The sequence below is a fragment of the Marivivens niveibacter genome (genome assembly GCF_002150005.2).
In the GTDB taxonomy this organism is placed as follows: Bacteria; Pseudomonadota; Alphaproteobacteria; order Rhodobacterales; family Rhodobacteraceae; genus Marivivens; species Marivivens niveibacter.
Map to the genome: position 1 here is coordinate 64,023 of NZ_MSPP01000004.1, position 24,728 is coordinate 88,750.

A 24,728-nucleotide genomic window follows, 5' to 3' on the forward strand; every position below is an offset into this window, starting at 1 on the left:
GATAGAGGATAGAATGACAACCGCCCTACCCGAAGTTGGACAAACCGCCCCTGCCGTCAGCCTGCCACGCGATGGCGGAGAAATCGTTAACCTTGCTGATTATGCAGGCCAGCCCGTGGTTCTATATTTCTACCCAAAGGACGCAACACCTGGCTGTACCAAACAGGCAATTGGGTTCACCGATCTTGCGCACGAATTCGAAGAAGCAGGTGTTGCAATTCTGGGCGTGTCAAAGGACTCGGTTGCGAAGCATGAAAAGTTCATTGCCAAAAACAACCTGTCTTTCGCGCTGCTATCTGATGAAGACAACGATGTTTGCGAGCGCTATGGCGTTTGGAAAGAAAAATCCATGTACGGCAAAAAATTCATGGGGATCGAACGCACAACGTTCCTAATTGGTGCGGATGGTAAAATCGCGCAGATCTGGCCAAAGGTTAAAGTCCCCGGTCATGTCGAAGCCGTATTGGAAGCAGCAAAAAGCCTGTAGTCGGTTGACCCCTGCCGCATCACGCGGCAGGACACCGCGCAAAGACAGATGGGGATGCGCGATGAAAACGCTGGCAAAAATGGCATGCGAAGTTCTGGAAACGGCGGATGGCCGCGGCAAAGCTGCGCTATCGCGAAAATACGCCGCTGAATGGGTCGCATCGCGTCAGTCGGATACCCCAATTGAAATCGGAACAGCAAATCCGCCGATGCAACCATCGCGCCCCGACAAACCCGAATTGCTAGACCCGCGCGACGTGCCGCACCGCAAACCAGGCACGATCGAAGGCCGCATCGCGATCTTACACGCGGTTGCCCACATCGAATTGAATGCGGTCGATCTGCATTGGGATATTATCGCACGTTTTTCAGATACCCCTATGCCAATCGGTTTCTTTGATGACTGGGTGAAATCCGCAGACGAAGAATCCAAACATTTCAATCTGATATGTGACCGCCTCGAAGCATTGGGCAGCCACTACGGCGCTTTGCCGGCCCATGCGGGCATGTGGCGCGCCGCAGAAGACACCGCCGATGACCTGATGGGCCGTTTGGCAGTGGTGCCCATGGTCCTAGAGGCACGCGGATTGGACGTAACCCCTGGCATGATCAACATCTTTAAACAGGCAAAAGACAAAGAAACCGTCGAAGCGTTAAAGGTCATTTACGCCGAGGAAGTCCACCACGTGTCTTACGGATCGAAATGGTTCCATTTCCTTTGCGGTCGCCACGACATGGACCCAAAGGTCGCATTTCACGATCTGGTCAAACGCTATTTCTTTAGCCAACTGCGTCCGCCCTTTAACGAAGAAAAACGGGCCGAGGCTGGCATCCCGCCAGATTTCTATTGGCCCCTTGCAGAAGAAGCAGGCGCAAAACGCTAAAACTTTGCCTAGATGCCAAGTCGTTAGGCATAAATCCGCGCAGAAACCCGCCTAAATCCAGTGCATTGCAGCAAATTTGCGCAAAACTGTTGCGACCCTTCTATCAGGTAGTTAACACTTCGCGGCAAGAGTGGATGGGAACACTCGCAAGATTGGGACGGGACGAAGGAAAACGCACGTGCGAACACGGGTTATGGCTCGACTGCACGCCGTATTGGAACGATATTTTCCAGAAAAACGGCTGTATCTACGTTCAGACACCGAAACACGCTTTGTGCGACTTCGGTCAGAAACTCAAATGTTTGTTTGGGTCACGGGGTCCATTGTTGTTGCGTGGACCATTATCGCGACCGCTATTGTCCTGATGGATTCCATCGGCGCTGGAAATTTCCGCGCACAAGCGCAGCGCGAACAGATTGAATACGAAAGCCGACTGCAGGCACTGGCGACCGAACGCGATCGCCGCGCGGAAGAAGCCGCAGCAGCATCTGCGCGCTTTGGTTCGGCGTTGGAACAGATTTCTATGATGCAGTCTGAACTGCTGCATTCCGAAGACCGCCGCCGCGAATTAGAAACCGGCATCGAAGTCATCCAATCCACTCTGCGCCGCACCATGCAAGAACGCGAAGCACTGTCCGAACGCATGGACACCCTGCAAGCCGCGATCGCATCGGGCGAAGGCACAGCAGGCGTTGGCGCGGGTAGCTCGGACGAAACGCTGGATCTGTTGGCTGCCGCTTTGGCAGATACCGCCGCAGAACGCGACATTATCGAAGCTAACGCGCAAGACGCGATTGAGCGCGCTGAAGAACTAGAACTTGAACTGCGCCTGATGGAAGACAAGAACGACGAAATCTTTCGCCAGCTAGAAGAGGCGATGATGGTTTCGGTCGAACCACTGGACAATATGTTCCGCGCGGCAGGTCTGGATACTGACCGCCTGCTGGATCAGGTTCGTCAGGGTTATTCTGGCATGGGCGGCCCAATGATGCCGCTCCAAATGTCGACCCGTGGCAGCACCGAAATCGATCCAGACGCCGCCCGTGCGAACGGCATCCTGTCTGAAATGGACCGCATCAACCTGTACCGTATCGCCGCTGAACGCACGCCATTTGCGATGCCTGTGTTCGAAAACTTCCGCTTTACTTCGGGCTATGGAATGCGCTGGGGCCGAATGCACTATGGTACCGACTTTGCCGGCCCTATCGGCACACCTATCCATGCGACCGCAGATGGCGTTGTGACGCATGCAGGATGGTCGACGGGCTATGGTCGATTGATTAAAATCCAACACGAAGCTGGAATCGAAACGCGTTACGCACATTTGAACGCAATTCGCGTCGAAGTCGGCCAAAGAGTCTCGCGCGGGGACCGTATTGGTGATATGGGGAATTCCGGACGTTCCACGGGCCCTCATCTCCATTACGAGGTCCGCGTGGGCGGTGAAGCTGTGAACCCGATGATCTATATAAGAGCTGGACAAGATGTTTTCTAAGAGCAAAATCAACGAGCCGAGCGCAAAGCCAACCGAAGCAAAAGCGCCAGTGCCCGCCCCTGCCCCTGCACCGACCCCTGCTCCGGCAGATTTGAAAGTGTCTGCGCCCAAAGCAAAACCACCGGCGTCGATCCTGTCGTCTGACCTGCATATCAAGGGCAACCTGAAAACCACTGGCGATATCCAGATCGAAGGCGAAGTAGACGGCGACATCCGCGCCCACCTGCTGACCATCGGCGAATCCGCAACCGTACGCGGTGAAGTGGTCGCAGACGACGTTGTCATCAACGGCCGCATCATTGGCCGCGTACGTGGCCTAAAGGTCCGCCTGACATCGACCGCTCGCGTCGAAGGTGACATCATTCACAAAACCATCGCCATCGAATCCGGCGCACATTTCGAAGGTTCGGTTCAGCGTCAGGACGACCCACTGTCCGCCTCGGGTGCTGCGAAACCTAAAATGCCTGCGGCAAAAGAAGAATAATCATTTCAGAATTGGAATGACGAAAGGCGCTGAGTTTTCAGCGCCTTTTTTGTTGCCTAAACGGGATCGTATAAAACTCGCCGATACAAGTGCCAGGTTGCATGGCCCAAGATCGGCAAAACGATAAACAGACCCAGAAAAACAGGCACCAACGCCACGATGGACAAAACCGCAATAATCACGGCCCAGACCAACATTGTCGTCAGGTTTTCAAACACAGCGCGTAGCGACACCAACATCGCAGTCACAAAGTCGATTTCTTTTTCCAAAAGCAGGGGCAAGCTGACAACGGTCAGGCCAAACAGCAAAAACGCCAATATCGCACCAACGACCAATTCCACAGCAACCATCGTCATGCCTTGGGGGGTTAAAAAAATATCGAAACTGGTCGTCACGTTTTTCATGACACTTAGCCCCATAAACAAGGCGAAAATCATATGCGCCAAAAACGTCCAGAACAGCACATAGATAACGATGATCGCACCGATCCACGGCACCTGACGTGTGCGTTCCTTCCACACAACGCCTAATACCTCGGACCATTTCAGCGGCGTTCCATTTTCCAAACGGCGGCTGACTTCGTACAGACCGACCGCTGCAAATGGTGCGGCCAATGGAAAGGCCAATGAAATGGTCAAAACCCAGCTAACATGCCCTGCCCCGACCATGACCAACCCAAACCCAATCACGACGTAAACCGCGGAAAAAAACAGACCGAATTGCGGGGCTTGTCGAAAATCGTACCACCCCGCCGTCAATGAGACGAAAATATCGGCCAGCGTCAATTGGCCAACCAACGGTATTTGTGACGGCTGTGGATCAGTTAATTGTGTCATGCGCGGCCTTCTCCCCTTGACCATGATCAAAGGCTAGGCCGCTGTGTCCAAAACACAAAATAGTATTTTAGATATGGGATTTGCGAATGGCCGCAAAAGCAAAGGCCCCAACTATGGGGCCTTGGATCAGTCTTCGGCGTTCGCGTCTGCGCGAGATTTGCCCGATGCGCCATGCGCCAACGTCGCGGCCATCAGACCATCCAGATCACCGTCCAACACGCCTTGGGTGTCCGATGTTTCAAACCCTGTCCGCAGGTCTTTGACCATCTGATAGGGCTGTAGAACATAAGAACGGATCTGGTTGCCCCAACCTGCGTCGCCTTTCGCTTCGTGCGCGGCGTTGATGTCGGCGTTACGGCGATCCAGCTCCATCTGGTACAGGCGAGATTTCAGGGCCTTCATCGCGATATCGCGGTTCTGGTGCTGCGATTTTTCCGAACTGGTGGTCACGATACCCGTCGGGATGTGCGTAATCCGCACGGCCGAGTCGGTCGTGTTCACGTGCTGACCGCCAGCACCGGACGAACGGAACGTATCAATGCGGATGTCATTTGGTTGAACATCAATTTCGATGTTGTCATCAACCACGGGGTAAACCCAAACCGACGAAAACGACGTGTGACGGCGTGCAGCGGAATCATATGGTGAAATACGCACCAGACGGTGCACGCCCGACTCCGATTTCAGCCAGCCATAGGCGTTTGGACCGCTGATTTTGTAAGACGCGGATTTGATGCCCGCCTCTTCGCCCGCGCTTTCGGACTGAAGTTCGACTTTGTAACCCTTTTTCTCGGCCCAGCGGACGTACATACGCGCAAGGATCGACGCCCAGTCACAGCTTTCGGTGCCGCCCGCGCCAGAGTTAATCTCAAGGAAGGTGTCATTACCGTCCGCTTCGCCATCCAGCAGGGCTTCGATTTCTTTTTTGGCGGCGGTTTCTCTCAACGCTTTCAATGCGGCCTCGGCCTCTTTGATGACGTCGTCGTCGCCTTCCATTTCGCCCAGCTCGATCAACTCAATGTTGTCATCCAGCTCTTGTTTCAGCGATTTGTATCCGTCGATCGCATCCACAAGCATCTGGCGTTCGCGCATCAGTTTCTGTGCGCCTTCGGCATCGTTCCACAGATCAGGGTCTTCAACGCGGGCGTTGAATTCCTCTAGACGGTATTCCGCCGTTTCCCAATCCATACGCTGAGCCAGCAGCTCTAGCGATTTTTCGATGGCATTTACAACGTTCTGCGTTTCGGCGCGCATGTGACTACTCGCTTATTTCCTGCGGCAGAGAGCCGCGAATTTCATGGGGTCATACCGCTTGCCCGCCGTGCGAGCAAGCCGAGAGTACGCGCGTTAGTACAGACCGCCCGACGACAGCGTGCCAAAGGACGCATTCGGGCCAACAGTCGCAGTGTTACCATCAGATGTGGTGACGCTGCGGGTTTCTTGTTGAACCTCATCAAACAGCGGCAGGTCAGCCGACATAGCAAAGCCACCGTCGAACATGATGCCAAAAATTGGCTCCTCGCCAACGCGGAAACATTCCGAAATCACGTTCGGACCAGTCGATCCGTCAGGCATACGCGCGCCAGTAAAACGATCGATGTTAATGAACTGACAATCATCAGGCACGTTAAATGGGCCACCACCGTATTCGTTGATCGCTTCGGCCATGAAACGTTGGAACACAGGGCCACAGGTCGTGCCGCCATAAATGCCGCGTCCCAGCGGGTTTGGCGTATCATAACCGATGTAACAACCCGCCGCGATGTTGGACGAAAAACCAACGAACCACACGTCTTTGGCGTCGTTGGTCGTACCGGTTTTGCCTGCGATCGGAACAGGAAGGTTGATGACGCTGCTTGCTGTGCCGCGTTGAACCACACCTTCCATCATCGACGTCAGCTGATAAGCAGTTACCGCATTCATGATACGTTCGCGGTTCGACTGAATTGTCGGTGCGTCGCCCGCTGGTAGTGACGGGATCGAACAGTCTACGCAGGTACGCGTATCGTGTTGATACACAGTTTCGCCAAAGCGGTTCTGAACGCGGTCTACCAATGTTGGCTCTACAACCTCACCGCCGTTTGCGAACATTGAATAAGCCGCGACCAGACGGAACAAAGTGGTTTCTTCGGACCCCAATGAGTTCGACAGGAATTCGCCCATTTCACCGTCGCCGTAGACGCCAAACCGTTCGGCGTAATCCGCGATAACGTCCATACCGACCTCTTGGGCCAGACGGATGGTCATCAAGTTTCGGGACTGTTCGATACCAGTACGCAGAGGTGTCGGGCCGTAGAATTGGTTGGACGAGTTTTGCGGACGCCACAAACCTTGTGGTGTGTTGATTTCAATCGGCGCGTCAACGACGATGGTTGCGGGCGAATACCCACTGTCCAACGCCGCTGCATAAACGAAGGGTTTGAACGACGAGCCCGGTTGGCGGAAAGCCTGCGTCGCACGGTTCAGTTCGGTTGCCTGATAGCTGAAACCGCCCTGCATCGCGATGACGCGGCCGGTGTTCACATCCATCGCCATGAACGCACCCTGCACGGCAGGGACTTGACGCAATGACCAACGCACGAAAGCGTCGCCTTCGGTCAGGCGGCGTACATGCACGACATCGCCGATTTTAAAATTGTCAAAGAAATCGCCAACCAGCCAACGGATATCTTCACGCGGCACGGTTTGCGTGCCATCGACACCCTCAATACCGACGGTAAGTTGTTGATCTTCGACGTTCAGGACAACGGCAGGCAGCCAATCACCGTCAAGCGTAACATCGCGCGGGACCGACGTGGAAGACAACGCAGCCCGCCACAACTCTTCGGTTTCCAGCTGGTCGGTTTCGATCGTTTTGCCCGTTCCGCGCCATTGGCCCAGATTGCGGTCATACTCTTCTAGCGCTTGTTGCAGCGCATGTTCCGCAACAATCTGCATATCCGCGTCAATCGTTGCACGGATCGATAGGCCGCCTGTGAAAAACTCTTCTTCGCCAAAGTTGCGCGATAGCTGACGGCGGATTTCATCGGTGAAATAGTTGCGAGGCGGCAATTGCGAGCGGAAACTGTCATAGTCGCCCGATTGAACGGTTCGCAGTGGCATCGCTTTTTCCGCTTCGGCGACCTCTTCGGTGATGTAACCGTCGTCTGCCAAACGGCCCAACACATAGTTACGGCGCGCTACGGAATCTTCGTACTGGCGAACGGGATGCAGGTTACCGGGACGCTGCGCAAGAGCCGCGAGATATGCAGCCTCGCCCGGGGTTAGGCGTGACAGCGGTTTGTTAAAGTAAGACTGCGCCGCGGCCGTCACACCAGACGAGTTTTGTCCCAGAAAAATTTCGTTCAGATATAGTTCCAAAATCTGGCTTTTATCCATAACGCGTTCGATACGGACCGCCAAAATCAGTTCGCGGATTTTACGTTCAGCCGTACGTTCGGACGACAGAAGGAAATTCTTCATAACCTGCTGAGTAATCGTAGACGCACCGCGCACATCTTCGCCACGGGACATGATGGCCTCTAACGCAGCGGCTGCAATACCGCGGATGTCATAGCCAGGGTGAGTAAAGAAATTCTGATCCTCGGCCGACACAAAGGCGTATTGAACAATCTCGGGGATTTCTTCGATCGGTGTAAACAAACGGCGTTCGCGAGCGAATTCGTCGATAATTGCGCCTTCGCCGGAATACACGCGGCTGATCGTGGCAGGCTGGTAACGGGACAAGGTTTCCGTCGATGGCAAATCCTTTCCGTAGAACGAAAAGATGCCCCCGATGCCCAGCGCCACCATAACAAGACCAAGAGTGACCATCGTAAAGATAGCCCCGAAGAAGGACATGATAAAACGCAGCACTGGCGGATAACCCCTTTGGATAGTTGGGTTGCTTATACGGTTACTATTTGGGCAGGTCAAAACACCAAACAGCGATTTCGGCAAGGAAATGCCGCTTTGACCGCAGTGAACCGCAATCGTGTTGCCCTGCCTTCAAATCCCGATCAAATGCGCGTCATGAGCACGCCAGAAAATATCCTAGCTACCTACGACCGAGTCGGCCCCGCATGGGCCCAACGTCGGGATCGCCGCCTGCAAGAACGCAAATGGCTGGACAAAATGATTTCGGCTGCCCCGCATCATCAGGGCCGCCGTCGAGTGTTGGATTTAGGCTGTGGCGCAGGCCGCCCGATTGCTGAATATCTAGCGGATCGCGGCATCGCAGTGACCGGCGTTGATGGCGCACAAAGCATGATCGCGCTGTTCCGCAGCGTGTTGCCCCAGCAGACCGCCATCCACCGCGACATGCGCGGGTTGTCATTGGGTCAAACCTATGACGCGATTTTAGCGTGGGACAGTTTTTTCCACCTATCGCCAGCCGATCAGCGCGCCATGTTTCCAGTGTTTGCGGCCCACGCTGCCGACAATGCGGCCTTGATGTTCACCTCTGGCCCCTATGAAGGCGTCGAGATAGGTGAAGTCGAAGGCGAAGCCGTCTATCACGCATCCCTTTCGCCGGACGAATACCGCGCGCTTCTGTCTGAAAACGGGTTTACCGAATTGGCATTCGCCCCCGAAGACGCAGACTGTGGCGGACGCACGATCTGGTTAGCCCGCTACAAATCCACAGATCATTGACGCCTTAATTCGTCGCGGGCCGCAGCATCAGCGGCCCACCTTTGCAGGCCCAACACTATCCCCGCAACGACCCGTGCGCGGCGCTCTGGGTCTTGCAATGCTTCGCGATCCGCAGGGTTGGACAAAAAGCCCACCTCAACCAATACCGACGGAAAATCAGCCGCATTCAGCACGGCCAATAATGCCTCGCGTTCCGGAGAGGAATTTACACGCGCTTTGGTATCCATCAGCGCCGTAACCAATTCTTGCGCCAGTTTCTTGCTTTCCGGTGCGGTGTCCAAACGTGCAAGGTCCATCAAAATCGTCGCAACCGTATCGTCCTGCCCTGACAGATCTATACCTGCCAACAGGTCCCCACGTTCATGCCGTTCTGCCATCCGCTGTGATGCTATTTCCTGTGCGCCCTGCGATAGGGTGTAGACCGAAGCGCCTGACGTCACCTCGTCCCCCTCTAACGCATCCGCGTGCAGGGACAAAAACACATCTGCCCCTGCCGCCCGCGCGATGGTCATCCGTTCCTCTAGCGGTACGAAAATATCGCTCGTGCGGGTTAATACAGCGCGCATGCCGCCAATACGGTTGATCGTTTCTGCAACTTCGGACGATAGGCGTAGCATCAGATCAGCTTCTTTCACATCGCCGCGCACTGCACCGGGGTCGATGCCGCCATGGCCAGGGTCCAGAACGACGGTAAACACCCCATCATCATTGGCGGGAATATTCGCCGTCGTGGTTGGGTCAACCGCAGCCATCATATCCCACCCTGGATCAACAGGGGCACCCGATTTTTGCACGTATTCATCCAAACTGGCCCTGCGCAGGCGCACCAATAAATGCGCCGTCCCGTCTGTGGTATTCACCGACATTCCCGCCTCTTCGACGGTCATGGGTTCGGCCAAATCCAACACCATACGTGACCACCCAGGCCGCAAAGCACCGAACCGCAGATCATCCACACGATCCGATTGAAGCAGAACATCGCGCTCGGCGCCGCGCCAGTCAATTTCGCGAAAATCCATGATCAACCGCATCGGATCGGCCAGCGTATACACGCGATACGGCACCGGCTGCGATAAAAACAAATCCACCTCTGCCCCGCGACGAAGATCGCGAATTTCCGAATTCGTCACATCCAGTCGCGCAAGACCTGTGAAATCCTGTGCGGCTGAAAAAGTTGCGCACAAGGCAAAGACAATGGGTAGCAGTAATTTCATGTCGTCCTCTGCGCCATAAATTCGGTCAGCCGACGCAGACCTTCCAAAATGTCTTCGTGGGCCCGAGCATAAGAGAACCGTATCCATTTATGCCCATCCGCCCCATCGAAATCCAATCCAGGGGTTACAGCAACGCCAGCCTGATCCAAAATTTCGGCAGCAAAACTCAGGCTGTCATCAGTGTAGGCAGACACATCAGCATACACATAAAACGCTCCATCAGGCGGCGCAAAAACGGAAAACCCTGCCTTTGGCAACCCCTCGATCATCGCTTTGCGGTTGGCCGCGTAAACATCCACATTGGATTGTAATTCCTCACGACAGTCCATAGAATACAGCGCCAAACGCTGCGCCGCATGGCTGGGGCAGATAAACTGGTTCTGTGCAATCCGTTCAACGACGCGAACGTGATCCTCGGGAACAACCATCCAGCCGACCCGCCATCCCGTCATGCTGAAATATTTAGAAAACGAATTCACCACATAGACGTCGTCCGTCACCGACACCGCTGTCACGGCTGGCGTTCCATAATCCAGCCCGTGGTAAATTTCGTCGGAAATCAATGATGTGTCGTGCGCATTGCAAGCGTCAGACAGCGACTTTAGTTCGGATCTACCCAACATTGTGCCAGTGGGGTTTGCCGGTGACGCGACGATCAAACCCTTTAGATCGTATTGGGCTACATCTGCGGGAACGGGCTGAAACTTTGCATCATAAATCGTTGGAATATCGACCGCGTTTATATCAAACGATCGCAAGATTTGACGATACGATGGATAACAAGGTGCGCCCAAACCAACCCGATCGCCAGTATCAAACAACGCCGTGAATGCCAGCAAAAACGCCCCCGACGCGCCAGCCGTCACAACAACTCGGTCTGGGTTCAGATCCACATCATACCATTCGCCATAGTGTTGCGCGATCCGGCTGCGCAATTCCGGCATGCCCAGCGCCACGGTATACCCCAACGGCCCCTCGGCCATATCCCGTGCCAATCGGTCCAAAGCTGCCTGCGGTGCGCCTGTAGACGGCTGCCCGACCTCCATATGGATGATATGACGCCCCGCCGCTTCGGCCTTGCGAGCGGATTCCATGACATCCATCACGATAAAGGGATCGACCGCACTTCGTCTTGATACCCGCATGGCATGCCTCGTATTGTCTTATTACTGGGTACGTGTTTGCCGCCCCAAACGCCCCGCGTCAATCAGACCCTTGGCAACCGCGCCATGATATGCAGAACTCTGCCGGACGAAAAATCGGAGACCAATATGAAACGCCTCGCCTTCGCCCTCGCTCTTGGCCTCGCCTCGCCCGCGCTTTCAACCGATCTGACGGCTATGTCAGATACCGAACGCGATGCGTTTCGCGCTGAAATCCGCGCCTACCTGCTGGACAATCCCGAAGTCCTAATGGAAGCTATTGGCGTTCTAGAAAATCGCCAAGCTGCAGCCGAAGCCGCAGCAGATCAACAGATGGCGATTAATAATCTGGACCTGATCCAGAATGACCCAGGCTCTTGGGTTGGCGGCAACCCTGACGGCGATATTACTGTCGTTGAATTTCTGGATTATCGCTGCGGCTACTGCAAACGGGCCTTTGACGAGGTTGAACAACTGATCTCAACAGATGGTAACATCCGCCTCGTGATCAAAGAGTTTCCTATCTTGGGCGAACAATCGACATTAGCATCTCAGTTTGCAGTCTCGGTCCTGCAACTCCATGGCGACGATACGTATAAATTTGTGCACGACACGCTCATGACCATGCGCAGCGACATCACCCCCGATGTCTTGTCACAAATCGCTTCTACCGTCGGATTGGACCCCGCCCCGATTTTTGAACATATGTCGTCTGACGAGGTCACAAATGTCCTGCGCACGAATATGGAGCTTGCCCAGCGACTAAATATCTCGGGCACCCCAACCTTTGTTATCGAAGATGAATTGGTACGTGGCTACGTACCGCTAGATACCATGATCGCTATGGTCGACGCCCAACGCGCCGACTAAGCGCCCACCGACCGCGCAGCGGTCATGAAACAACGCGGGGCCCGAAAGGCCCCGCACATTTTAACAACCGTTATTCTGCCGCTTCGGATTGCGCATCAATCTGGGCGGCTTTCTTTTCGACCTCTTCAACGATGTGGTCAATCATCTGGTCGTTGCTCATCTTGTGGCTTTGCTTGCCAGCCAAATAAACCATTCCAGCGCCATTGCCTCCGCCTGTGAAACCGACATCGGTCAACAATGCCTCACCGGGGCCATTCACAACGCACCCAATAATAGACAGGCTCATCGGCGTTTTAATATGCGCCAACCGATCCTCTAATATTTCAACGGTTTTGATTACATCGAACCCTTGGCGGGCACAGCTGGGGCACGAAATGATATTCACACCGCGATGGCGTAATCCCAATGATTTTAGGATTTCATACCCAACCTTTACCTCTTCGACTGGATCAGCGGACAAGCTGACGCGGATCGTGTCGCCGATCCCTGCCCACAAAAGGTTGCCCAGACCAATCGCCGATTTGATCGTGCCCGCCATCAAACCGCCCGCTTCGGTAATGCCCAAATGGATCGGCGCATCCGTGGCATCCGCCAACATTTGATAGGCTGCGGTCGCCATAAACACGTCAGATGCTTTGCAGCTGATTTTGAATTCGTGAAAATCATTATCCTGCAGGATTTTGATGTGCTCTAGCCCCGATTCAACCATCGCATCAGGGGTCGGTTCGCCATATTTTTCCAGCAGGTGTTTTTCCAGCGAACCCGCGTTCACACCAATACGGATCGAACAATTGTTGTCGCGTGCAGCTTTGATGACTTCTTTGACTCGGGACTCATCACCAATATTACCGGGATTGATCCGCAAACAGGCCGCACCCGCCTCAGCCGCTTCGATACCGCGTTTGTAGTGGAAATGAATGTCAGCAACGATCGGCACAGGGCTTTCGCGGCAAATCTCTTTCATCGCGGCGCTGGATTCAACATCAGGAACCGAAACGCGAACGATATCTGCCCCCGCCTCTGCCGCTGCAATAATCTGACCGAGCGTCCCTTTGACGTCATGGGTCAAAGTATTCGTCATCGTCTGAACGGTGATCGGCGCGTCGCCACCAACCGGAACGTTACCCACCATGATCTGGCGGGATTTACGGCGTTCAATGTTTCGCCATGGACGGATCGGATTATGTGACATCAGACACCTATCATTGCAGTCTGCCCCTTACCTAATTCGCTACAGGCAAACAGGCAACGGCTGACAACACAAAGAAAGGTTACTGCTGAACCTCGGCCACGTTTACAACGCGGGCCAAATCTTCGTCATAGGATAGATCGGCAACCGAATAGGCTTCGGACAAGGTATCAGCCGACAGTGCCAGATTCGAGGTCACAACGCCGCGTTCACCAACCGGACCGTATGGTGTGCCGTTGATCTGGAAATACACCGCACCAGATTCGCCAACACGCAAGGTGGGCGGTTCTTCGGTCGATGGCACGGTCCATGTGTCGCCTGCGTTCATGATACCTTCGAACAGAACCGAACCATCAGACGCACGCACCCGCACCCATGCGGGGCGTACAGCCACCATGGCTAGCTCTGGTGCAGGGCCTTCAGTAACCTGAACAGTTCCCTGAAGTGGGGTTTCGATCGCAGCGCCTGCGTCCGCGACCACTGTTTCTTCAACGATTTCAGGTGCCAAAACACCAATCGAGGACGGGTTCAGCGACGAAATCGGGCCATCGCGGGCGATCATCACAGGCACATCCAACGCTTGCGGACGATACAGACGGTCCAACCCGTCAACGGCGGGCGCTTCGAACACGGCGGTCGTTGCACCGGCATCGTCACCAATAACGCCAACACCCGCCAATGGATCCAGATCCGCGGTCACAATTGGTGTGTTTTCAACAGGTGCGAAACGGACCTTTTGAACTTCTTGCAGAACGGTCCAACCGCCAAAACCCAATCCGCAGATCAGCGCAGCCAAAACCATAACCGACCCAACAGCGCCTGGTTCGATATTAGCAAACATGCTTTCGCCAGCCGGCACGAAAGGTGTGCGCGGCGATGCGAAAATGTCTTTGGTTGGCTGTTTATCTTCGAACACTGGTTTCGCTGCTTTGGGCGACGAAGCAGCGGCAGACATGCCATGCGCGGTGGTAAAACCGCTTTCTTTGCAGAACGTTTCATAGGCCCAGTCGCCATCCATATTCAGATAGCGCGCATAGGACCGAACGTAACCTGCGATAAAACCGGGGGTTTCGAATGCCGAAGGGTCAGCATTTTCAATGGCGGCGATATAGGCAGCTTTAATCTTCAGTTCACGCTGAACGTCCAACAGGCTTTTGCCCATTGTCGCCCGTTCGCCGCGCATCAGATCCCCAAGACGAAGATCATAGGCGTCAAAGCCTTTGGCTTCTTCGCCTTCTGGCGCAGATTTGCGTCTGAAGTTCAAACCAATCATGTGGCTGTCCCGCTGCCCTCAATGCCTTGGCGCTTTATACGATTCGTCCCCTCGTCAGCGCCTTGCTAAGCGTTAGCATACACGAAACAACCATGCATGTGCATAAATTAGTTAACCTGCCATTTCGGCGCGATTCAGCGCACAGTGGCTCCATAGGTTATCCATAGCATGGACCAATTTATCGATTTCCTTTGGCCCATGTACAGGCGACGGCGTGAACCGCAGGCGTTCTGTACCACGAGGAACAGTTGGGAAATTGATCGGCTGCACATAGATTCCGAAATCTTCTAACAGGTGATCAGACAGAATTTTGGTGTGTACTGGATTGCCGACGACCACTGGAACAATGTGCGATCCGTGATCGATGATCGGAAGGCCCAGCCCTTTTAGGCGCAATTTCAGCGCAGCCGCGCGTTCCTGATGCAGATCGCGCAGCGCCTGATCCGTTTTCAGATGGGCCACCGATGCAGCCGCACCCGCAGCCACAACAGGCGGCAGCGACGTGGTAAAGATAAAGCCAGGCGCATAAGACCGAACAGCATCACACATTTTCGCGGATGCCGCGATGTAACCGCCGTGAACACCGAATGCTTTACCCAATGTGCCGTTGATGATGTCGATGCGATCCAGCAGACCGTCACGTTCTGCAACGCCGCCACCGCGTGGGCCGTACATGCCAACTGCGTGGACTTCGTCCAGATAGGTCAGCGCACCAAATTCGTCCGCCAGATCACAGATTTCTTTGATCGGACCAAAATCGCCGTCCATCGAATAAACGGATTCGAATGCGATCAGTTTTGGCGCGGCAGGATCGTCAGCGGCCAGTTTCGCGCGCAAATCGTCCAGATCGTTGTGTTTGAACACACGCTTTGCACCACCGTTACGGCGAATACCTTCGATCATCGACGCGTGGTTCAGTTCATCCGAATAAATGATCAGACCAGGGAATAGCTTTGGCAGAGTCGATAGCGTCGCGTCGTTCGCAATATACGCGCTTGTGAACAGCAGCGAAGCCTCTTTCTGGTGCAGGTCTGCCAGTTCCGCCTCTAGGCGTTTGTGGTAAACCGTGGTGCCGGAAATATTTCGCGTACCGCCCGAACCCGCACCAGTTGCATCCAGCGCTTCTTTCATCGCAGCCAAAACAACAGGGTGCTGACCCATACCTAGATAGTCGTTGCCGCACCAGACAGTGATCGATTGTTCCGATCCATCATCTTTGCGCCAAACGGCATGAGGGTAATGGCCTTTGCGGCGTTCGATATCGATAAAGGTCCGATAACGGCCTTCGTCGTGTAGTTTACCGATCGCTGCATCAAGATGGGCGTTATAATCCACGTCGTCTTCCTTATCGTCTGGCAAGCGTAGGTCGCTAACGGCTCGTTCGAACGGTCTTATAGCCTTAGAACGCTTCTAACAATACGCTACCTTTTGACACGGGTCACGTTTGTTCGATCAAACCCGCCTCTGGACACCCAAAACCACAGGCCTAAGGTCATCCGCAATAGCGATAGGATATATAATGACTCTTTCTCAGGTTTTGAACCGTATCGACGGCGATCTGGATGCAGCGACGGACCGTTTGTTCGACCTGCTGCGCATTCCATCGATCAGCACCGATCCTGCATACAATGACGACTGCGTAAAAACCGCCGAATGGATCGCCAAAGACCTCACCGGCATTGGGTTTGACGCCTCTGTCCGCACAACGCCTGGTCACCCCATGGTTGTCGCGCATGGCGGCTCTGACGGCCCGCATGTTCTGTTTTACGGCCATTACGATGTGCAACCAGTCGACCCACTAAACCTTTGGAACCGTGATCCCTTTGATCCAGTGATCGAGGATACCCCAAACGGCAAGGTCATCCGCGCACGAGGATCATCCGATGACAAAGGCCAGTTAATGACCTTCATCGAAGCCTGCCGCGCCATTGTCGCCGAAACCGGCGCCCTACCCTGCAAAATTACGATCTTTTTGGAAGGCGAAGAAGAATCAGGCTCACCATCACTGGTGCCATTCCTGCAAGAAAACGCGAAAGAGTTGTCCGCGGATATCGCCCTGATATGTGACACGGGCCTTTTCGATTACGACACACCTGCGATCACCACCATGCTGCGCGGTATGACCGGGCAAGAGGTTACAATCCACGGACCAGATATGGACCTTCATTCGGGCCGCTATGGTGGCCCCGCAATCAACCCGATCCGTGTCTTGTCTAAAATCTTGGGCAATTTGCACGATGACAATGGCCGCATTACCGTGCCCGACTTTTATGATGGTGTTCCAGAGCTTACCGACGAACTGCGCGCGCAGTGGGACGGCTTGGGTTTTGATGGCGACGCATTCTTAGCCAGCGTTGGCCTGTCCGTGCCCGCAGGTGAACAGGATCGCACGATTCTGGAACAGGCATGGTCCCGCCCCACAGCCGAAGTAAACGGCATTACTGGCGGCTACACAGGCGATGGTTTCAAAACAGTGCTACCCGCCCAAGCTACTGCCAAAGTCAGCTTCCGTTTGGTTGGCGAACAGGACCCTCATAAAATTCAGGAAAATTTCCAAAATTGGGTGCGCGCGCAAATCCCAGCCGATTGCCGCGTCGAATTCCACGATCACGGCGCTGGCCCTGCCAGCGTCATGGCCACCACCAACCCAGCCTTTGAACAGGCGCGACTGGCTCTTTCTGACGAATGGCCCAACCCCGCCGCCTTTATCGGTGCCGGCGGATCGATTCCCGTCGCAGGCTATTTCAAAACGATTCTGGATATGGATTCGATGCTGGTCGGCTTTGCTCTGGACGATGATGCGATCCATTCGCCGAATGAAAAATACGATCTGCGCAGCTTCCACAAAGGGATTCGCAGCTGGGCCCGTATTTTGGACGCCATGACCTGACCTTGGGGTGAATGGCCCGACAGGGCCAGAGGGGCGCATGCCCCCTGCCCGCCGCAGGCGCCACCGAAAGCGCGCCGCGATCTTCGCGGCGCTTTTTGCATCAGCGCTTTAGAACAAATTCCCGCACTAGCTTTGCCGCCAACAGAACCCATGGCGTACCGTGCAGAACCAGATCGAAGATATCGATCGGCTTTACCAACTCCCCAGCCACCAGCATCTTCAGCTTTTCCCAGATATGCGGCTCTGGCGCGAACGGCGCGAGTCCAAGCGTCAGCGATGCGATCACCAAAATCTGCAAAGGAATAGAATCAAGAAAAGCCATCACGCCACCTTAAATATTACAAAAATGAGATATATTAGATAAAAAAGAAAGACGCCAGCGAACTGACGTCTTTTCTTTTTACCCATCGGGTAAAAGTGGCGCGGTTGACGGGGCTCGAACCCGCGACCCCCGGCGTGACAGGCCGGTACTCTAACCAACTGAGCTACAACCGCACTCTGGCATCCTGTGTCGTTCGAAAAGAAGTGGCGCGGTTGACGGGGCTCGAACCCGCGACCCCCGGCGTGACAGGCCGGTACTCTAACCAACTGAGCTACAACCGCACTCTGGCATCCTGTGTCGTTCGAAAAGAAGTGGCGCGGTTGACGGGGCTCGAACCCGCGACCCCCGGCGTGACAGGCCGGTACTCTAACCAACTGAGCTACAACCGCGTATCTTCTTTTCGGCGTTTCACCGAACGTGTTGGGGCTTCTAAGGCCAGTGCCCGACGGCGTCAAGCGCCCTCTGGCAAAAAAATGAAAGACTTTGAAAAAACCTGTGCAAAAAACAAAACGGGGCGGAAAAACCGCCCCGTTTCCAAACACTTATGGGATGAAAAATTACATACCCAATGCGGATTTGATTTGATCGATCACGCTTTGGATCGCTTCTGGATTGTCGCCAGCCATCTCTACGGCTTTGGTCAGCTGTTCTTTGATCGCATCCGATACCGGCGCGTTCTCCAGCATTGCGGTTACTTTCTCTGCGTCAAAGTTTTCAACAGACAATAGCGATGCCGGATCCATATCGCCCAGCATGCCCGATGCTGCGCCAACCAGGCCGGTCATCGCACTGCCAGCAGCGTCAGCAGCGCTATCTGCAGCTTCGGCAGCGTCAGTTGCAGCTGCACCAGCAGCCTCTACTGCGGTGTCTGCCGCGTCCATAGCTGTGTCAGCTACGTCCGTCGCAGCGTCGGTGCCTGCTTCGATTGCAGCTTCGGTTGCGTCGGCGGCGGCTTCACCTGCTTCAATCGCGGCATCGGTTGCTGCGTCTGCGGCTTCGGCTGCGGTGTCTGCGGCTTCAGCGGCAACTTCTGCTGCTGCATCTGCTGCGTCGGTTGCCATATCGGTTGCTGCGTCAGCGGCTTCAGTCGCTGCATCTGCTGCTGCGTCAGCGGCTTCAGCTGCGGTTTCAGCAGCTTCGGCTGCAACGTCTGCCGCTGCTTCTGCTGCGTCGGTTGCAGCTTCGGTTGCTGCGTCAACTGCGTCAGTTGCAGCTTCAGCCGCTGTATCAACCGCGTCAGTAGCGGCGTCAGTTGCCGCATCAACAGCGTCGGTTGCGGCTTCAGTTGCTGCATCAACAGCATCACCAGCTGCATCTGCCGCTGCCTCAACAGCTTCGCCAGCTGCATCAACAGCTTCATCAGCTGCTTCGGTGACTGCGTCCATCGCATCGGTCGATGCTTCAGCAGCAGCATCAACGGCATCGCCAGCCGCAGCAACAGCATCATCAGCAACGGTTGTTGCAGTGTCGGTCGCTTCGCCAATCGCCTCTAGCGGGTTACGGTCTTTGGCAACAAACTGGTAGCCGAAAAAACCCAGAATCGCTGCAATAACTAGAATAATAGTCGCTCTCATAACCTGTCCTTCCACTCATACAGGGGCCCAAAATAGGGCGAATGACCGGTTAATGGCATGACTGCGCACAACTTAAAAGTCACAAGCAACGGGGAATTATGCGTAAAATTGTCCAGTGCTTTTGCCGCTTGCAGAAAGTCGCCTAGATGCTTAGGTTGCACGCGAAATTCTAATAGACAAAGGACCAAGGCCATAGCCCGCAGACCGCATAACGCACCACCCGTGCGTGAAACAGGACCCCGGACAAACGAACGCATCCGGGCACCAGAAATCCGCTTGATCGGCGCCGAAGGTGAAAACATCGGTGTCGTGACCCCTCAACGCGCAATGGCTCTTGCCGACGAAGCCGGGCTCGACCTAGTCGAGATTTCGCCCAACGCGAACCCGCCCGTTTGTAAGATTATGGACTTTGGCAAGTTCAAATACGAACAGCAAAAGAAAGAAGCCGAAGCACGGAAGAAACAAAAGGTCATTGAGATCAAAGAAGTTAAATTCCGTCCCGGCACCGACAAACACGACTATGACGTGAAAATGCGTTCGGTCCTGAAATTCCTGGACAACGGCGACAAGGTCAAAGTGACCCTGCGTTTCCGTGGCCGCGAAATGGCACACCAGGATTTGGGCCGTCAATTGCTGGAACAGATCGCCGAGGACGTGAAAGAACACGGTAAGATCGAGAACATGCCAAAGATGGAAGGCCGCCAAATGATCATGATGATCGGGCCGCAGCCTAAATAATTTCGCCATCAGCGACAAATTCAGGGCCGCCCGTTTGGGTGGCCCTATTCATTTATCGGCTTGCGCATCTATTTTAAAACAATCGCTCCACAAACCTCTACGATTATCGTTGTTCTTCAATAAAATTAGCCCCTTAGGCATTCACGAACAATTAATCATCTGGGCACTAAGCCCCCACATTTCCGCAAAACGGGCCATCGTTGCGCATATTTTTGCCTTAAACCATGGGTATACCACCCCAAAGGTGGGAAGAGGTTCTACACTGCGAAAGGCAGGATATGCAGGATTTACCGAGTGACTTTGAAACCAACCTCGAGGATCTCGAGGGTGATGAATGGTTCGATGCGTTAGACGAGTTTGCCGAAACATACGGAACTTTCGAACCATTGGGGAACGACCATGTGGCTGCATTTTTGGATGCGGGCAAAAAACTCGTTGTCACATTTGAATCGTTTTCAGACATCGAGGCCCATTCCGAACGGAACGAGCCGCGCGGCTTTGACTTTGTTCGCGCCTTTGGCTGGTCGCACCTATCGATCATCTCTCGCAACGATAGCTGGTTCCGCGACAAATCGATCTACGGATATATTGACCGCCTCATCGACGACGGCTTTTTCGAAGATTTTGACGAAGTTCTGTTCTACGGCGTGCATCGTGGCGGCTACGCGGCTGCAGCCTATTCCGTCGCCGCGCCAGGTGCGCGGGTATTGGCCATTCGCCCTGTTGCTACGCTAGACCCGCAAATTGCATCTTGGGATCGTCGGTATCTGACAGATCGTCGCCTAAATTTCACCGACCGGTTTGGGTATGCCCCAGACATGATCGAAGCTGCGGATCACTGCTACGTCCTGTTCGACCCACGTGAAGACGCAGACGCAATGCACACCGCCCTATTTACGCGTCGCAATACAACCAAACTCCGGTTACGCGGCTTTGCTGATCGAATTGATATATCGCTAGACGACATTAAGGTACTAAATCAGATTGTCGGTCACGCTATGGCCGGAACACTGACCCAAGGCATCTTTTCCCAAGTTTATCGTGCCCGCCGACACTATATCCCGTACCTGCGATCTTTGGTCATGCTGTTGGAATCGCGCGGTGAAATCGAACGCGCCTCTCGCGTATGTCGTCATGTGCTGCAGGAACGCCAACGCCCGTTCTTTGTTCGAAAACTGGCAGCATTCGACGAAATGTTGTCAACAGACGAACCTGTCGAATAATCACGCTATGGCGCCCCGTCACACAAATGTGTAAACGGGGCCCATGACAGATACAGCCCCCACCCGCCTGACCATCCGCCGCCCTGATGATTGGCACCTTCACCTGCGTGATGGTGACATGCTGGCTGGCGTTCTGCCCCATACCGCCGCGCATTTCGGCCGTGCGATCATCATGCCGAACCTTGTGCCGCCTGTGACCACGGGCGCGATGGCAGCCGCCTACCGCGAACGCATCATGGCCGCCCTGCCCGAAGGTATGAAATTTGAACCGCTCATGGTTCTGTATCTGACCGAAGACACCGACCCAGAGGACGTCGCAGCCGCACACAAAGCGGGCATTGCGACTTCCGTCAAACTGTACCCTGCGGGCGCGACCACCAATTCGTCGTCCGGCGTGCGTGATTTCGATAAAGTCCGCCCAGTGTTGGAAAAAATGGCTGAAATCGGGATGCCATTGTGCGTTCACGGCGAAGTCACCGACAGCGACATCGACATTTTCGACCGCGAAGCCGTGTTCATCGACCGCGTCCTGCACCCGATCCGCAAAAAGGTGCCAGATCTGCGCGTTGTGATGGAACACGTAACGACCCAAGACGCTGTTGATTACGTCCGCGACAATCACAAAAATCTGGGCGCGACGATCACTACGCACCACCTGATTATCAACCGCAACCACATCCTTGCGGGCGGGATCAAACCGCATTTCTACTGCCTTCCCGTTGCGAAACGCGAAAAACACCGCATCGCATTGGTCGAGGCCGCGACATCGGGCGATCCGCGGTTCTTCCTTGGCACCGACTCGGCCCCGCATTCGGACCCGAACAAACTGCAGGCGTGCGGCTGCGCAGGTATCTTTACCGCGCCAAACACCATGTCCTGTCTAGCCGAAGTGTTCGAAGCCGCAGGCAAACTGAAAAAGCTAGAGGCATTCGCATCGCTGAACGGCCCTGCGTTCTACAAACTGCCGGCATCCGAACAGACCATCACTCTGGTCAAAGGCGATCCGGTCCAGTACCCCGAAAAAATCCACACGGGCGCAGGCGATGTGACCGTCTTTGACCCAGGTTTCCCGCTGCACTGGCGCGTTGAATAAACGAAGGAACAGATAATGATCCCATCCTCTTACCCGACCAAGGCCGAAATGGCCAAACTGACCGCTGGCATGCTGCTGGAAATCGGTGCCATCCATTTTAACGCAGACGAACCGTTTACCCATGCTTCGGGCAAAAAGGCTCCGACCTATATCGATTGCCGCAAACTGATTTCGTTCCCGCGCATCCGTTCGACCCTGATGGATTTCCTAACCGTATCCATCATGCGCGAAGCTGGCTTCGAAGCGTTCGACAACATCGCAGGCGGCGAAACCGCAGGTATCCCATTCGCAGCACTGGTTGCTGAACGTATGGCCCTGCCAATGACCTACGTCCGCAAAAAGCCCAAAGGCTACGGCCGCAACGCCCGCATCGAAGGCGCAATGACCGAAGGCCAACGCGCCCTGCTGGTCGAAGACTTGACCACTGATGGCGGTTCGAAACTGTCGTTCGTTGATGCGATCCGCGAAACTGGCGCAACCTGTTCGGCGACAGCTGTGATTTTCTATTACGGCATTTTCGAAGGCGTCGAAAAAACGCTGGCCGACCACGGCGTGCAGCTGATTCACCTGTGCACATGGTGGGACGTACTAGAGGTCGCCAAAGAACGCGGGACCTTTGACACCAACACATTGAACGAGGTTGAATCCTATCTGCGGGATCCCGCCGGTTGGGCAGAAGCCCGCGCATAAGCGCACCCATATATTTTGAGTTCGATTATTTGCCGTCTACCATCTATGGTGGGCGGCAAATGACTCACAGGTTATCCACAGAGTTATACATTTTGCCCTGACCAATCGGGATCGTTACAACGTCCAAATCGGGGAAAAATCAAAGCAGGCGGAAGTCAGATGAACGAGATCGCAGGGTTCAATCCAAACGGCGTCGAAGAAGCAAACACCGACCCGATCCCCCATTCGATCGAAGCGGAACAGCAGCTGCTGGGCGCGATCCTGACGAACAACGACATCTTTGACAAAGTGGCCGAGGTGATCACCGCCGACCATTTTTATGACCCTGTCCACCAACGCATTTACGACATCGCCCGCGCCCGTATCACCGCGAACGCGCTCGCATCCCCAGTGACGCTAAAGGCGTATATGAAAGACGACGCTGGCCTACAGGAATTGGGCGGCCCGTCGTATCTGGTGAAACTGGCAGGCTCTGCGATTTCGTCCTTTGCGGCCCGCGATTATGCGCAGATCATCTATGATTTCGCCGTCCGCCGCGAATTGATCAAGGTCGGCAAAAACATCACCGACCGCGCGTCCAAGGTAGAGGTCGGCGCCGAAGCTGGCGTTTTGATCACCGAAGCCGAACAAGACCTGTTCAAACTGGCCGAAAAAGGCAAAAGCGAAACAGGGTTTACATCCTTCGTCAAAGCCGTGACCGAAGCGGTGTCGACCGCCAACGCCGCCTATCAACGCGGCGGCGGTTTGTCGGGGATTTCGACTGGCCTGATCGATCTGGATAAAAAACTGGGCGGTTTGCATCCCTCTGACCTTTTGATCCTCGCGGGTCGTCCGTCGATGGGTAAAACATCGCTTGCCACCAACGTGGCGTTCAACATCGCCAAAGCCTACAAAAAAGGCCGCAAACCTGACGGCACCGAAGGCACCGTCGAAGGCGGCATTGTCGGGTTCTTCAGCCTCGAGATGAGCGCCGAACAGCTGGCCGCGCGTATTCTGTCCGAAGCGTCCGAAGTTCCATCCGAACAGATCCGCCGCGGTGACATGACCGAATCCGAATTCCGCCGGTTCGTGGACGCCGCGACACAGCTGGAATCCTGCCCTTTGTTCATTGACGACACGCCTGCCCTGCCGATTTCGCAGGTCGCCGCGCGTTCCCGCCGCCTGAAACGTCAGCACGGTTTGGATGTGTTGATGGTCGACTACCTTCAGCTGCTGCGCGGCACGGGCAAAGGCGACAACCGCGTTCAAGAAATTGCGGAAATTTCGATGGGCCTAAAGGCAATCGCCAAGGAACTGAACATCCCCGTTATCGCCCTGTCCCAGCTATCGCGTACGGTAGAAAGCCGTGACGATAAACGCCCGCAGCTGTCGGACTTGCGTGAATCGGGTTCGATCGAGCAGGACGCCGACGTTGTTATGTTCGTGTTCCGCGAAGAATATTACGTCGAACGTGAAAAACCGTCCGAGGACAGCCCGAACTATGCTGATTGGCAGGAACGTATGTCGCGCCTGCACGGCAAGGCCGAAGTCATCATCGGCAAGCAGCGTCACGGTCCGATTGGTTCCGTAGACCTGTCGTTCGAAGGCAAATTCACCCGTTTCGGCAACCTTGCGAAACAATGGCAACAGGACGCCGCCGAAGAGTACTGATTTTTCCCTTGCTCAGAACGGCTCTGCATATCACAAGACGCCT

At 54.8% G+C, this 24,728-nt stretch carries 22 protein-coding genes and 3 tRNA genes; 12 read left to right on the forward strand and 13 right to left on the reverse strand.

All coding sequences use genetic code 11. The features are described 5' to 3' along the window. Nucleotides 1-13 precede the first annotated feature (13 nt). The 4 genes from bcp to BVC71_RS11905 all read left to right on the forward strand — a co-directional run bounded on the left by bcp (nt 14) and on the right by BVC71_RS11905 (nt 3,349). Complete coding sequence (gene bcp, locus BVC71_RS11890) at nt 14-487, forward strand: thioredoxin-dependent thiol peroxidase (protein WP_086451911.1); 474 nt, start codon at nt 14-16, stop codon at nt 485-487. A 61-nt stretch (nt 488-548) separates the two neighbouring features. Continuing rightward, the gene (locus BVC71_RS11895; protein ID WP_086451912.1) at nt 549-1,370 is read left to right on the forward strand and encodes a ferritin-like domain-containing protein; all 822 of its coding nucleotides are present in this window, start codon (nt 549-551) and stop codon (nt 1,368-1,370) included. 193 nt (nt 1,371-1,563) lie between these two features. Next, the gene (locus BVC71_RS11900) at nt 1,564-2,865 is read left to right on the forward strand and encodes a DUF5930 domain-containing protein (RefSeq protein ID WP_420845606.1); all 1,302 of its coding nucleotides are present in this window, start codon (nt 1,564-1,566) and stop codon (nt 2,863-2,865) included. Beyond that, nucleotides 2,855-3,349, forward strand: a complete 495-nt coding sequence (locus BVC71_RS11905; RefSeq protein ID WP_086451914.1) for a bactofilin family protein — start codon at nt 2,855-2,857, stop codon at nt 3,347-3,349. Before BVC71_RS11900 ends, BVC71_RS11905 begins: the two co-directional genes overlap by 11 nt. Nucleotides 3,350-3,405: 56 nt before the next feature. Here the strand turns inward: BVC71_RS11905 and BVC71_RS11910 are convergent, their stop codons facing one another. The 3 genes from BVC71_RS11910 to BVC71_RS11920 all read right to left on the reverse strand — a co-directional run bounded on the left by BVC71_RS11910 (nt 3,406) and on the right by BVC71_RS11920 (nt 8,040). Beyond that, a complete protein-coding gene (locus BVC71_RS11910) occupies nt 3,406-4,185 on the reverse strand; it encodes a DUF2189 domain-containing protein (RefSeq protein ID WP_086451915.1) in 780 nt (259 codons plus the stop codon). A 126-nt stretch (nt 4,186-4,311) separates the two neighbouring features. Beyond that, nucleotides 4,312-5,439, reverse strand: a complete 1,128-nt coding sequence (gene prfB, locus BVC71_RS11915) for a peptide chain release factor 2 (RefSeq protein WP_086451916.1) — start codon at nt 5,437-5,439, stop codon at nt 4,312-4,314. Between the two features lie 93 nt (nt 5,440-5,532). Next, complete coding sequence (locus BVC71_RS11920; RefSeq protein ID WP_086451917.1) at nt 5,533-8,040, reverse strand: penicillin-binding protein 1A; 2,508 nt, start codon at nt 8,038-8,040, stop codon at nt 5,533-5,535. Nucleotides 8,041-8,145: 105 nt separating this feature from the next. Between BVC71_RS11920 and BVC71_RS11925 the strand changes: the two genes are divergently transcribed. Further along, nucleotides 8,146-8,817: a class I SAM-dependent DNA methyltransferase gene (locus BVC71_RS11925; RefSeq protein WP_338036486.1), complete on the forward strand. Its 672-nt coding sequence runs from the start codon at nt 8,146-8,148 to the stop codon at nt 8,815-8,817. Here BVC71_RS11925 and BVC71_RS11930 read toward each other — a convergent pair. Both BVC71_RS11930 and BVC71_RS11935 read right to left on the reverse strand, forming a co-directional pair. After that, nucleotides 8,811-10,031, reverse strand: coding sequence for an N-acetylmuramoyl-L-alanine amidase (locus BVC71_RS11930; RefSeq protein ID WP_086451918.1), 1,221 nt, complete (start codon nt 10,029-10,031; stop codon nt 8,811-8,813). The genes BVC71_RS11925 and BVC71_RS11930 overlap by 7 nt on opposite strands. Continuing rightward, nucleotides 10,028-11,176, reverse strand: coding sequence for a pyridoxal phosphate-dependent aminotransferase (locus BVC71_RS11935; protein WP_086451919.1), 1,149 nt, complete (start codon nt 11,174-11,176; stop codon nt 10,028-10,030). The genes BVC71_RS11930 and BVC71_RS11935 overlap by 4 nt, the downstream gene beginning before the upstream one ends. A gap of 126 nt (nt 11,177-11,302) precedes the next feature. Between BVC71_RS11935 and BVC71_RS11940 the strand changes: the two genes are divergently transcribed. After that, nucleotides 11,303-12,043 (forward strand): DsbA family protein, encoded by a 741-nt coding sequence (locus tag BVC71_RS11940; protein WP_086451920.1) that lies wholly within the window; start codon nt 11,303-11,305, stop codon nt 12,041-12,043. A gap of 70 nt (nt 12,044-12,113) precedes the next feature. Here BVC71_RS11940 and ispG read toward each other — a convergent pair whose 3' ends face one another. From ispG to hemA, 3 genes are all read right to left on the reverse strand, one after another. Beyond that, a complete protein-coding gene (gene ispG, locus BVC71_RS11945) occupies nt 12,114-13,235 on the reverse strand; it encodes a flavodoxin-dependent (E)-4-hydroxy-3-methylbut-2-enyl-diphosphate synthase (RefSeq protein ID WP_086451921.1) in 1,122 nt (373 codons plus the stop codon). A 79-nt stretch (nt 13,236-13,314) separates the two neighbouring features. Beyond that, the gene (locus BVC71_RS11950) at nt 13,315-14,505 is read right to left on the reverse strand and encodes a helix-turn-helix domain-containing protein (protein ID WP_086451922.1); all 1,191 of its coding nucleotides are present in this window, start codon (nt 14,503-14,505) and stop codon (nt 13,315-13,317) included. A 111-nt stretch (nt 14,506-14,616) separates the two neighbouring features. Further along, a complete protein-coding gene (hemA, locus tag BVC71_RS11955) occupies nt 14,617-15,840 on the reverse strand; it encodes a 5-aminolevulinate synthase (RefSeq protein WP_086452054.1) in 1,224 nt (407 codons plus the stop codon). 184 nt (nt 15,841-16,024) lie between these two features. On the opposite strand from hemA, the gene BVC71_RS11960 reads away from it, so the two are divergent. Further along, complete coding sequence (locus BVC71_RS11960; protein WP_086451923.1) at nt 16,025-17,395, forward strand: M20/M25/M40 family metallo-hydrolase; 1,371 nt, start codon at nt 16,025-16,027, stop codon at nt 17,393-17,395. A 100-nt stretch (nt 17,396-17,495) separates the two neighbouring features. Here BVC71_RS11960 and BVC71_RS11965 read toward each other — a convergent pair whose 3' ends face one another. The 5 genes from BVC71_RS11965 to BVC71_RS11985 all read right to left on the reverse strand — a co-directional run bounded on the left by BVC71_RS11965 (nt 17,496) and on the right by BVC71_RS11985 (nt 19,291). Continuing rightward, a complete protein-coding gene (locus tag BVC71_RS11965) occupies nt 17,496-17,717 on the reverse strand; it encodes an RND transporter (protein ID WP_086451924.1) in 222 nt (73 codons plus the stop codon). 96 nt (nt 17,718-17,813) lie between these two features. After that, a tRNA-Asp gene (locus BVC71_RS11970) sits at nt 17,814-17,890 on the reverse strand. A gap of 31 nt (nt 17,891-17,921) precedes the next feature. Continuing rightward, nucleotides 17,922-17,998, reverse strand: a tRNA-Asp gene (locus BVC71_RS11975). Nucleotides 17,999-18,029: 31 nt separating this feature from the next. Further along, a tRNA-Asp gene (locus BVC71_RS11980) sits at nt 18,030-18,106 on the reverse strand. Nucleotides 18,107-18,274: 168 nt separating this feature from the next. Further along, nucleotides 18,275-19,291, reverse strand: coding sequence for a hypothetical protein (locus BVC71_RS11985; RefSeq protein WP_086451925.1), 1,017 nt, complete (start codon nt 19,289-19,291; stop codon nt 18,275-18,277). Between the two features lie 222 nt (nt 19,292-19,513). Between BVC71_RS11985 and infC the strand changes: the two genes are divergently transcribed. From infC to BVC71_RS12010, 5 genes are all read left to right on the forward strand, one after another. Further along, nucleotides 19,514-20,029 (forward strand): translation initiation factor IF-3, encoded by a 516-nt coding sequence (gene infC, locus BVC71_RS11990; protein ID WP_276268236.1) that lies wholly within the window; start codon nt 19,514-19,516, stop codon nt 20,027-20,029. Between the two features lie 278 nt (nt 20,030-20,307). Beyond that, entirely contained in the window at nt 20,308-21,252 is a 945-nt protein-coding gene (locus tag BVC71_RS11995; protein WP_086451927.1) for a hypothetical protein, read from the forward strand. 43 nt (nt 21,253-21,295) lie between these two features. After that, nucleotides 21,296-22,345 (forward strand): dihydroorotase, encoded by a 1,050-nt coding sequence (gene pyrC, locus BVC71_RS12000; RefSeq protein WP_086451928.1) that lies wholly within the window; start codon nt 21,296-21,298, stop codon nt 22,343-22,345. A gap of 15 nt (nt 22,346-22,360) precedes the next feature. Beyond that, on the forward strand, nt 22,361-23,035 hold the full coding sequence (locus BVC71_RS12005) for an orotate phosphoribosyltransferase (protein ID WP_086451929.1): 675 nt from the start codon (nt 22,361-22,363) through the stop codon (nt 23,033-23,035). Nucleotides 23,036-23,194: 159 nt separating this feature from the next. Beyond that, complete coding sequence (locus tag BVC71_RS12010) at nt 23,195-24,685, forward strand: replicative DNA helicase (protein WP_086451930.1); 1,491 nt, start codon at nt 23,195-23,197, stop codon at nt 24,683-24,685. Nucleotides 24,686-24,728: the final 43 nt, after the last annotated feature.